Origin of the sequence: Domibacillus robiginosus (assembly GCF_000966195.1) — a bacterium.
Classification (GTDB): Bacteria; Bacillota; Bacilli; order Bacillales; family Domibacillaceae; genus Domibacillus; species Domibacillus robiginosus.
On record NZ_LAHL01000103.1, the window covers coordinates 1 to 1,164 of the forward strand.

1 protein-coding gene is annotated in these 1,164 nt (G+C 33.0%); it reads left to right on the forward strand.

Annotated elements, in window-relative coordinates:
• Positions 1 to 290 precede the first annotated feature (290 nt).
• The gene (locus VP97_RS23015; RefSeq protein ID WP_050184517.1) at positions 291 to 647 is read left to right on the forward strand and encodes a helix-turn-helix domain-containing protein; all 357 of its coding nucleotides are present in this window, start codon (positions 291 to 293) and stop codon (positions 645 to 647) included.
• Positions 648 to 1,164: the final 517 nt, after the last annotated feature.

A 1,164-nucleotide genomic window follows, 5' to 3' on the forward strand; every position in this document is an offset into this window, starting at 1 on the left:
TATTAATATAAAAATATATCGTTATAACGTGTGAAGTGGATGGATTAGTTTTATTGACCACATATGTTGAAACCTATCTTGAAAAGATTAAATGTCTATCATATAGATAGTGTGTGGTATAAAATGGATATTGAGGTTAGGAAAAATTTTTATGTTTTGCTGGAAACATTAGAAGTAGTTTATTTAAATGATTAAAGTAAGTTGAGCGCTAATAAATGAGGAGAGGTGAACCTTAGAATGTTTAAAATAGAACACTCTAAGAGAATAAAAAAAGAAAGCGGCTGTTTCGTATGAAAGCTGAAAACTCTCATTCTGTATTTGCTGCAAGACTAAGGACTGTCAGAATGGAAAAGGGATTATCTCAGACTGACGTTTGCAAATCTTTGGGCTTAACTAATTCTGTTTTATCAAGTTACGAAAAAGGGCAACGGCATCCTACTATTAAAGGATTAAAAGTATTAGCGGATTTTTATAATGTTACTACAGACTGTCTTATTGGACGAGACGAATACAAGTACACTAAGAAAGCTTTGATTATTCAAGATTCAAAGCTCAACGATTGGTATAATGATCTTCTAAAGTCAAGTGAAGAGGATTTGAGAAAGCTCCAGCAATTTTGGGAAACGATTAAAGATGAAGAATACTAATTTCAATCAAAAAAAGGGATATAAAAGGTGTAGCCTGTCTATGCTAAAGAGGGCGCAAAGTCTTGGCAAATGTATGATTTGCATGGATATACACAGAAACAAATTAGAGACCGAGGTCGTACTGCAATGGCTATTCAGAGACCAGAAATGGTTGAACCGCTTAAGAAAAGCGGGAAAGGTAAGCTAATCGAAAGAAAGGTATGTATGGCCTTGCTGAATTAATTGAAAAACATCTAGCAAGGAGCTATATGAGTATCGATAAAAACGAGGATGCGGCGAACACTCTTGCTTCAACAACATAACCATCTATCAGAGAGCACAAAATCAAAAGGGACTCAGCAAAAACGTTCATCTTTTTATCGATAACTTCTTACTTTTCTAATTGGATAGATACGCTAAAGTTAAGCCACTTGGGCTAAATATAGAAGAACAACCAAATAAGCGATAAAAGGTACTTTCTATAAGCAATTTTTCCATTATCTATATTTATATAAATATATATTAATATAAAAATATA